Source organism: Jatrophihabitans sp. (assembly GCA_036389035.1).
GTDB lineage: Bacteria > Actinomycetota > Actinomycetes > Mycobacteriales > Jatrophihabitantaceae > Jatrophihabitans_A.
This window is the reverse complement of record DASVQQ010000035.1, coordinates 54,140-62,280: the sequence shown is the minus strand read 5'-3', so window position 1 is coordinate 62,280 and position 8,141 is coordinate 54,140. Positions and strand designations below refer to the sequence as shown.

6 protein-coding genes are annotated in these 8,141 nt (G+C 70.6%); 5 read left to right on the top strand and 1 reads right to left on the bottom strand.

The features are described 5' to 3' along the window. Positions 1 to 186 (bottom strand): DUF4396 domain-containing protein (locus tag VF557_18405; protein ID HEX8082190.1); only part of this gene is annotated, 186 nt, incomplete at its 3' end. A gap of 171 nt (positions 187 to 357) precedes the next feature. Between VF557_18405 and VF557_18400 the strand changes: the two genes are divergently transcribed. The 5 genes from VF557_18400 (at position 358) to VF557_18380 (ending at position 8,139) form a co-directional block, all read left to right on the top strand. Next, positions 358 to 939: a helix-turn-helix domain-containing protein gene (locus tag VF557_18400; GenBank protein ID HEX8082189.1), complete on the top strand. Its 582-nt coding sequence runs from the start codon at positions 358 to 360 to the stop codon at positions 937 to 939. Beyond that, positions 936 to 2,201, top strand: coding sequence for an MFS transporter (locus VF557_18395; protein HEX8082188.1), 1,266 nt, complete (start codon positions 936 to 938; stop codon positions 2,199 to 2,201). Before VF557_18400 ends, VF557_18395 begins: the two co-directional genes overlap by 4 nt. 14 nt (positions 2,202 to 2,215) lie before the next feature. After that, positions 2,216 to 2,668, top strand: a complete 453-nt coding sequence (locus VF557_18390) for a Fur family transcriptional regulator (protein HEX8082187.1) — start codon at positions 2,216 to 2,218, stop codon at positions 2,666 to 2,668. A gap of 99 nt (positions 2,669 to 2,767) precedes the next feature. Next, positions 2,768 to 4,969: a catalase/peroxidase HPI gene (gene katG, locus VF557_18385; protein ID HEX8082186.1), complete on the top strand. Its 2,202-nt coding sequence runs from the start codon at positions 2,768 to 2,770 to the stop codon at positions 4,967 to 4,969. Between the two features lie 290 nt (positions 4,970 to 5,259). After that, positions 5,260 to 8,139: a DUF6603 domain-containing protein gene (locus VF557_18380; GenBank protein HEX8082185.1), complete on the top strand. Its 2,880-nt coding sequence runs from the start codon at positions 5,260 to 5,262 to the stop codon at positions 8,137 to 8,139. The last annotated feature ends 2 nt before the right edge of the window (positions 8,140 to 8,141 follow it).

The following is an 8,141-nucleotide window of genomic DNA, read 5'->3' as shown; positions in this document are numbered from 1 at the left end:
GAAGAAGAACGCCAGCGCCACGGCCAGCGCGATGGTCTGCAGGTCCGACCAGCCCAGGGCGGTGCCGATCACCATGCCGAGGACTTCACCGATGGCGCAGCCCGTCAGGCAGTGCAGCGTGGCTGACACGGCCAGGCGGGTTAGGGCCTTGCCGTCCTGCGGTTCGGTGTGCGTGCTGTGGTCCATGGCGTCCCTCCCGTTGGTGTTCAGTGACTCCACTATACCCCCTAGGGGTATTAATGCAAGAGCTCTGACGGGCTCCGGCCGTCAGATCGGACTCGCTAGCCGCTCAAGGGGCAGATTCGATTGCAAAGAGAGCATTGCAAAGGATTCTTTGCAATTGTAGGGTCCTTTGCTATGGCCCAGTCACGTCCCCCGATCGCGACCGTCCGCGACCCCCAGGTGCTACGCGCGCTCGCCCACCCGCTGCGCGGCCGGCTGCTCGGGCTGCTGCGCCTGGACGGCCCCTCCACCGCGAGCCGGCTCGCCGAGAAGGTGGGCGAGTCCAGCGGGTCCACCAGCTACCACCTGCGCCAGCTCGCCCAGTACGGCTTCGTCGCTGAGGTGCGGGGGCGCGGCAACGGCCGCGAGCGCTGGTGGCAGGCCGAGCACTCGATGACCAACTGGGAGCCCGACGAGCTGATCGAGCAGCCGGGCGGTCTTGAGGCCCACGAAGAGATGCAGCGCCACCAGATCGAGGTGATGGGCCGTGAACTGCGGGCCTGGGTCGAGCATGGGCGCGAGCACGGCCGCGAGTGGGCGGCGGTCGCCGGGCTGTCCGACTACGTCCTGCGCCTCACCCCGGACGAGGCCCGGCAGCTGCTCGAAGAGGTCTACGCGGTGCTCGACCGCTGGGCCGAGACGCACCTCGAGGCCCGGCCGGGAACGCAGCCGGTCAACTTCTTCACCGCCGCCTTCCCCCGCTCGGAGCAGGCGTGAGCGCGCCGACCACCGTCAGCGCCGCCACCCGGCGGTTCGTCGGGCTGACCGCGCTGCGCTGGCTGCCGGTCGGCCTGACGACGCCGGTCACCGTGCTGCTCGCGCTGTCGCGCGGGCTGTCGCTGCGCGAGGTCGGCCTGCTGTTCACCGTGCACGGGCTGGTGGTGCTGGCCCTGGAGCTGCCGACCGGCGGGCTCGCCGACGTCCTGGGCCGCCGGCCGGTCGTCGTTCTGGGCGCGTTCCTGCACCTGCTGTCCTGCCTGGTCTACGCCACCGCCGACTCGTTCGGCGGTTTCCTCGCCGGCATCCTGCTGCTGGGCATCGGCCGCGCGCTGGACTCCGGCCCGGTCGAGGCCTGGTACGTCGACACCGTCCACCAGCTCGACCCGTCGGCCGACGTGGCTCCGGGCCTGGCCAAGCACTCCGCCGCCGACGGTGGTGGCCTCGCGCTGGGCGCGATCATCGGCGGGCTGCTGCCGGCGTTCTTCGACGGCAACCTCGCGGCGCCGTTCCTGCTCGCCGCCGCGCTCAACCTGGTCTTCATCGCCGCCGTCCTGCGGCTGCTGCACGAGCAGCGGCCACCCCGCCAGGGCTCGGTGCGCGCGGCGCTGCTGGCCGGGGCGCGTCAGGTGCCCGCGACCGTCGGCGGGGCGGTCCGCCTGTCCGTCACCGACGGCCCGCTGCGCCTGGTGCTGCTGCTGACCGCCGTGGGCGGCGCCGGGCTGGTGGCCTGCGAGCTGCTCGGCCCGGTCCGCTTCGCCGAACTGGCCGGTGGCCGCGACGACGGCGCGGCGGTCTACGGCACGGTGCTGGCGTCGGCGTTCGCCGTCGCGGCCTTCGCCGCCATGGCCGCCACGCCACTGCGCAGGCTGCTGCGCGGCTCGACCCGGGCGACCTGCGCCGTGCTGGCGATCCTGGGTGGCGTGGCGCTAGCCATGCTGGCGGGGCCGGACCTGCTGCCGGTCGCGGCCGTCGCCTTCGTCGGTTACTACGTCGCCCACGGCGCGAACTGGCCGCTGCTGTCGGCGGTCCTGCACGCGCGGGTCACCGCGGCACACCGGGCGACGGCGGTCTCGGCGATGTCGCTGGCGATGATGGTCGGCGGGCTGCTGGGCAACCTGCTGATCCCGCTGGTCCGCCCTGACGTCGCCTTCGTCGCTGTCGGCGCCCTGGTCGCGGCCAGCGCGCTCGCGTGCTGGCGGCTGCCCGCGGCCGATCGGCAATCCGCGCTCACAAAGGACTTGATCAATTCCAGAAAATAGGCCAAACTCCGGCGGTGCTCTCCGATTCTGACCTCGAGCGCATGTTGCGCGCAGCCGATCTGCGCGTGACCCGGCCGCGACTGGCGGTGCTGACCGCGGTGCACCAGCATCCGCACGCCGACACCGACTCGATCATCGGGGTCGTCCGCAAGGACTTCGGCGAGGTGTCCCACCAGGCGGTCTATGACGTGCTGCGGGCACTGACCACCGCCGGCCTGGTGCGCCGCATCGAGCCAGCAGGCTCGGTGGCCCGCTACGAGGCGCGGGTCGGTGACAACCACCACCACACCGTGTGCCGGGCGTGCGGCGCCATCGCCGATGTCGACTGCGCCGCCGGCACGACACCCTGCTTGACCGCTTTCGAGGACAACGGCTACGTCATCGATGAGGCCGAGGTCGTCTACTGGGGCCTGTGCCCGCAGTGCGTCGCGGCGACCTCGGGAGCAGCGGCGTCCGACGGCGGCTGACCGCTCAGGCCGAGCAAGCCAGAGCAGGCCGAGCAAGCCAGAGCAAGCCAGCGCAAGCCAGCTATGACAAGAGATAATCGAGACAGGAGAGCGACCGACGTGTCCGAGAGCGAAAACCCGGTAATCCCTTCCCCGAAGCCCGCACCGCACCGGCCGAGGACCAACCAGGACTGGTGGCCGAACCAGCTGAACCTGCAGGTCCTGCACCAGCACTCGTCCCGGTCCAACCCGATGGGCGAGGACTACAACTATGCCGAGGAGTTCTCCTCCCTCGACGTCGAGGCTCTCAAGCGCGACATCTTCGAGGTCATGACGACCTCGCAGGACTGGTGGCCGGCCGACCACGGCCACTACGGCGGCCTCTTCATCCGGTTGTCCTGGCATGCCGCGGGCACCTACCGGATCGCCGACGGCCGAGGGGGTGGCGGCCAGGGCGCGCAGCGGTTCGCCCCGCTCAACAGCTGGCCCGACAACGCGAACCTGGACAAGGCCCGCCGGCTGCTGTGGCCCGTCAAGCAGAAGTACGGCAAGAAGATCTCCTGGGCCGACCTGCTGGTCTTCGCCGGCAACTGCGCCCTGGAGTCGATGGGCTTCAAGACCTTCGGCTTCGGCTTCGGCCGGCCCGACGTCTGGGAGCCGGAGGAGATCTTCTGGGGACCGGAGGACACCTGGCTGGGCGACGAGCGCTACGGCAGCGGTGAGGAACGCGCGCTCAGCGGCCCGCTCGGCGCCGTCCAGATGGGCCTGATCTACGTGAACCCGGAGGGCCCGAACGGCAATCCCGACCCGCTGGCCGCCGCCCGGGACATCCGGGAGACCTTCGCCCGGATGGCGATGAACGACGAGGAGACGCTCGCGCTGATCGCCGGCGGCCACACCTTCGGCAAGACCCACGGCGCGGCCGGCGCAGACCACGTCGGTCCGGAGCCGGAGGCCGCTCCGATCGAGGAGCAGGGCTTCGGCTGGAAGAACAGCTACGGCACCGGCAAGGGCCGGGACGCGATCACCAGCGGCCTCGAGGTCACCTGGACCTCGACGCCGACCCGGTGGAGCAACGGCTTTTTCGAGAACCTGTTCCGCTATGACTGGGAGTTGGTCGAGAGCCCGGCCGGCGCTAAGCAGTGGCGTCCCAAGGACGGCGCCGGGGCCAACACCGTGCCGGACCCGGAGACCGGCGAGCTGAGCCGTGCGCCGATGATGCTCACCACCGACCTGGCGCTGCGGATGGACCCTGCCTACGAGAAGATCGCGCGACGCTTCCTGGAGCACCCGGAGGACTTCGCCGACGCCTTCGCCCGGGCCTGGTACAAGCTGCTGCACCGTGACATGGGCCCACTGCCGCGCTACCTCGGCCCGTGGGTGCCCGAAGCCCAGCTCTGGCAGGACCCGGTGCCCGCGCTCGACCACGACCTGGTCGGCGAGTCCGACGTCGCGGCGCTGAAGGCCAAGATCGCCGACTCGGGCCTGTCCGTCTCCCAACTGGTCTCCACGGCTTGGTCGTCGGCGGCCAGCTTCCGCGGCACCGACATGCGCGGCGGCGCGAACGGAGCGCGGATCCGGCTCGAGCCGCAGCGCAGCTGGGAGGCCAACGAGCCCACCGAGCTGGCTCAGGTCCTGCAGGCCCTGGAGCAGATCCAGCAGGACTTCAACTCACAATCCGGCGGCGCGAAGATCTCCCTTGCCGACCTGATCGTGCTGGGCGGCTGCGCGGCCGTCGAGAAGGCGGCCAGGGACGCCGGGCACGACATCACGGTTCCCTTCACGCCGGGACGCACCGACGCCTCGCAGGAGCAGACCGACGTGGAGACCTTCGCGGTGCTCGAACCGGAAGCTGACGGTTTCCGCAACTACCTGCAGCCTGGCGAGAAGCTGCCGCCGGAGGTCAAGCTGCTGGACCGGGCCAACATGCTCACCCTGACCGCTCCGCAGCTGACAGTGCTGGTCGGCGGTATGCGAGCCCTGGGCGCCAACTTCGGGCAGTCCGACCACGGGGTGTTCACCGACCGGCCGGGCACGCTGACCAACGACTTCTTCGTGAACCTGCTCGCCGGCGACACCGAGTGGAAGGCGTCGGAGTCGGCCGAGAACGTCTACGACGGCCGGGACCGCACCAGCGGCGAGGTGAAGTGGACGGCCACCGCCGTCGACCTCGTCTTCGGCGCCAACTCCCAGCTGCGCGGCATCGCCGAGGTCTACGCCGGCGCCGACGCGTCGGAGAAGTTCGTGGCCGACTTCGTCACCGCGTGGAACAAGGTCATGATGCTGGACCGGTTCGACGTCCCGTCACAGCAGATCGCCTGATGCTTGGGGTGTCCGGGCCGGCCGATAAGCGGCCGGCCCGGACACCCTCGCTGCCATCGCCTTCGTCGGACCTGGAACGTCAGTCGGCGGATCTCCTAACCGACACCCGCAACCCGGTTACCTACATCCGGCATCCGACATCCGACGTCGCACACCCCGGTTACCGACATCCGACATCCGCCGTCCCGGAATTCGACCGCCGATGATCGCCGCCTTCCCAACCTCGCACGGCCTGGCTATGCTCCACTCTCCGGCAAGCTTCGTTGGATGCTCGCGGGGAAGGCGCCATCATGGCCGACGGCCCGGGCAGGCAGCTCCTTGACCTCCTGCAGCGAGAACTTGTCCTCGCCCTGCACGCTGCCGTCGCTGACATCGCCGGCAGCCTTGACGTCCTCGAGGTCGACGACGCTTTCAACCTGACGCCGTTCGTTGGCCGGGTGCTCGCGGCCGTCCAACCCGACAACGCCGTCCTGTCGGCGCTTTCTGGCCTGACCGGTTCGGACGGCGGCGCCGGTTCGGTCAACCTCCACGGCTGGCGTGACGAGGCGGTCGACGCCGCTCCTCGCGGTCTTGCCTACGTGGCGCGCTCCGACGCCGGCGCGATCGCCGCCCTGACCGTGGTGCCCGCCGCGGGCGTCCGGCTGACGCTCAGGGCCGTCGGCCTGGCCGGACAAGGGCTTGCGCTCCCGTTGAGCAACGGCTTCTCGCTGAACCTGTCCGGCAACATCGCCGGGGAAGTCGAGATCGGCTTCACTCCCGATCAGCCCCCTCAGCTCGTCCGGCTCGCCGAGGGTGATCGGGTCGAGGTGTCCTTCACCAGAGGTGGGCCGGGAACGGTGCTCGGCATCGAAGGCGGGCCCTCGGTCAGGTCGGGGACGGTGACTGCCGGCGGCTGGGTCGCGACCAGGGACGGGAAGTTCGACCGGGGCGGGCAGCTCCAGCTCAGCGGCGGCGAGGTGAGGCTCCTCCCCGGGTTCGTGAAGGGCCTGCTACCGGTCGACCTGATGTTTCCGCTGGAGGCCGACCTGCGCCACGCGGGCGACGGTGGGGTGACGCTGGCCGGCAGTCCGTCGCTGCGTACCCGGCTGAGCGGTTCGGACACCGGCCGATGGCTGGACCTCACCGTCGAGGTCACCGACTCGCCGGCCGGGCCCGCCTTGCGAGTCGGGTTCCTGACCTCCCTCGATGTCAGCCTGCCGGGAGCGCCGGTCGACGTGCACATCGACGGGGTCGGCTTCGGCATGCCCATCGCGCTGAAGCTCGGGGCGCCCATGCTGCCGAGCCCGGGTGACCTGCAGAGCCTGGAACCGACCGGCGCGGCGGTCTCGCTGACCCTGCCCGTCGTCAACGGATCGGGAATGCTCTCCTCCGTCGGCAACGACCTTGCGGGTGGGCTCTCGGTACGGATCCCGCCGCTGAGCGCCGCCGCGTTCGGCCTGCTGTCACCCGCTCGCGACGGTGAGCCGCTGTCGTTCCTGGTGATCATGGGCGCGACGTTCCCGCCGCCAGGCGTGCAGGTCGGTTTCGGGTTCGCGATCTCAGGTGTCGGAGGCGTCGTCGGCATCAATCGGCGGATCGACCGCGATGCCCTGCTGCGCGCCGTGACCGACGGGACCGCGGCGCAGTTGCTGTTCCCGTCCGACCCGGCCGCGGCCGGACCGGCTGCGATGCGCGCGCTGCCAGCGATCTTCCCGGCAGCGCGCGGGTCGATCGTCGCCGGGCCGATGTTCCAGCTGAGCTGGGGCGGGCGCATCGTCACGCTGTCCGTGGCCGTGTTGCTGGAGGCGTCCACCCAGGCGCGCATGACCATTCTGGGCAAGCTCGTCGTGGCGTTGCCCGATCCGGAGGCTCCGCTCGTCTTCCTGCAGGCCACCTTTGCCGGCGTGATCGACCCGGCCGAACCCAGTGTGATGTTCGTGGCCAGCCTGACCGGCTCGCACATCGTCGGCGTCGCGCTGGCCGGCGACATCCTGATGCTCAGCCGCGGCGGGTCGGATCCGCAGATGGTGCTGAGCGCCGGCGGCTTCCATCCCGCCTACCGGATACCCCGCGGCGTGCCGGCGTTGCGCCGGATGTCGATGGACCTGTCGCCGGTGTCCTGGCTGGAGCTGCGGTGTGAGAACTATTTCGCGATCACCTCCAACAGCATGCAGCTGGGCGCCCGACTCGAACTCGTCGCCGAGGTGGCCGGCTGCGGACTGCGCGGTCACTTCGCCTATGACGCCCTGGTCCAGTACTCACCCTTCAAATTCATCGCCGACGTCTCCGGCGGAGTCGCCTTGCGCGCCTTCGGTGAGACGCTGGTCGGGGTCAGCCTGGCTCTGCACCTGGAGGGTCCGGCGCCCTACCTGGCCAGGGGGCGCGGCTCGATAGACCTGTTCTTCTTCGAGGTGTCCTTCGACTTCGAACTCGGCTGGGGCTCGCCGCCACCGGCGCTCGATCCGCCGCCGGACGTCGGAGCAGCCATCCGTCAAGCGGTCAGCGAGCCGGCGGCCTGGCGTTCTCGGGGGACGCCGCCTCCGAACCTCCTCCTCACCCGAGCCGCGCAGAAGTCGCTGGAGGCTGCCACCGTGGTCGACCCGTACGCCGCGGTGTCAGTGCGGCAGCAACGGGTGCCGCTCGGGCTGGAGATCGGGCTGTTCGAGGGCATCCCCGTGCCATCGCAGCGATGGGACATCCAGGGCGCGGAGTTCGGGCCCGGGGAGCCCGCTGATCACACCGCCGAGCTGCGCGCCGAATTCGCCCCCGGGCAGTTCGTCGCCGCCCGAAGCGATGATCAGGCGCTTACCGCGGCGGCGTTCCTGCCGCTGCGCGCAGGCATCGAGCTGTATCCGGCCCCGGCTGCCGGAGCGCAAGAGCGTGCGGTCGAGCTCGTCTGGGAGGAGTGCGTGATAGCCCGCGACGTTCCGAAGCCGATCCGCGCGTCCACCGGAATCTTCGCCGACCTCGGCTCGCTCGAACTCCTGCTCACTGCGTTGTCCGCCGCGGACGGCGGCTGGTGGGCGGCGCCCGACCAGGTCGTCACGGTCGACCCGGTCGCGCCGGTCGCCACGGCATTCGCGCTGTCGATGACGGCTGGGCCTGACCTTGGGGCCGTGACCGGGCTGGAGCTGGCGCAGGAGATCGCGGGCTCCAGCACCCTGATGACCGTTGAGGCATGGGAGCTCTGAGC

What these genes read in the sequence shown, in the direction of transcription:
- VF557_18400 (HEX8082189.1), top strand. Translation starts at nt 358, where the DNA reads ATGGCCCAGTCACGTCCCCCGATCGCGACCGTCCGCGACCCCCAGGTG.
- VF557_18380 (HEX8082185.1), top strand. Translation starts at nt 5,260, where the DNA reads ATGGCCGACGGCCCGGGCAGGCAGCTCCTTGACCTCCTGCAGCGAGAA.